The sequence below is a fragment of the Endozoicomonas sp. ONNA2 genome (assembly GCF_024606365.1).
GTDB lineage: Bacteria > Pseudomonadota > Gammaproteobacteria > Pseudomonadales > Endozoicomonadaceae > Endozoicomonas.
The window spans coordinates 1-1007 of sequence record NZ_JAHHPO010000531.1; the positions used below are offsets into that span (position 1 = coordinate 1).

Annotated in this window: 1 protein-coding gene; it reads right to left on the bottom strand. The window is 43.5% G+C overall.

The genetic code is table 11. From position 1 onward, the window contains the following. Positions 1-305 precede the first annotated feature (305 nt). A complete protein-coding gene (locus tag KDK14_RS09385; RefSeq protein WP_257264837.1) occupies positions 306-926 on the bottom strand; it encodes a hypothetical protein in 621 nt (206 codons plus the stop codon). Between the last annotated feature and the right edge of the window lie 81 nt (positions 927-1007).

Consider the following 1007-nt stretch of genomic DNA (forward strand, 5'->3'; position numbering starts at 1 on the left):
ATCCTCGCTACGGGGACGCCCAGTCGGGCGCTATTCTCGGACAGCCTCCTGGTGATGAACAGCCATTCAGAAAAAAAATCTATCAATTCAAAAAAAACATATTTCTGATGCCTCTATTAGCACCAAGATGCAACAGAGCATAATAACAAATGTACCAAAACATAAACACACACTGGCCATTGAGCATATGCGGTTAACTTAATTGGTACGATTGTTGTGTTCAGAAGGCTGTCCGAGAATAGACTGCCTTACAGCGGCGGCAGCAAAGGCGGTCAGGCTACTCATCGGCTCTCCTTTAAATGGATTTAATGGACAAATTGAAAATCAGTGTCGTCAAGGGGAATGCTTTCAGCCATATCTTTGCATTCCTGATTCTGGGAATAACTGCCATCCGGGAATTTTAAGCCTTTGATTCCGGGCGCATCCGTTAACATATTCATGGAGCGTAGAAACTGTTTTTTATGCGTATCACTTTCGTCAGAATTTAAACCATGCCGCTGAAACAGCGCCTCTATAAAGTTGGCGGTATTTTCACGTTCAACCTTGATATGGCAATGCCACCCGCTATTAAAGCCTGTTTGAATGGTTGGGTTCTCCGCCCGGTGCAACCTGGTTTCATGCTCTGGCTGGTCATGATGAATCATATCGTGCCCTGAATAAGACAGTGCTTCCTGACAATCCAGCCCTGTAAAAAATATTTTACCCGGTGGGTAATACAGGGTTAAGACATCTGTGGGAAGTACACTCCTTTGTGTTAACTTTACCGCATTGATTACTGACTCGCTCTTGGGAAAGTAGGTGAAACTTAAACAAACTGACTGAGTCGTGGCCGGTGTTGAATCCGCAATTGGTAATGAACAGCCCCGAAAAGCTTGCGCATCAAAACCCATTGAAGACGTGGCAGACCAAATGGATAAACCGTTCATTATTGAGCCGCTCAATTTGTATTGAATTAAATAAATACTTACTTAGGCATTGTCTGTAAATAACTTCCACATATTCAGATG

What these genes read in the sequence shown, in the direction of transcription:
- KDK14_RS09385 (WP_257264837.1), bottom strand. Translation starts at nt 926, where the DNA reads ATGAACGGTTTATCCATTTGGTCTGCCACGTCTTCAATGGGTTTTGAT.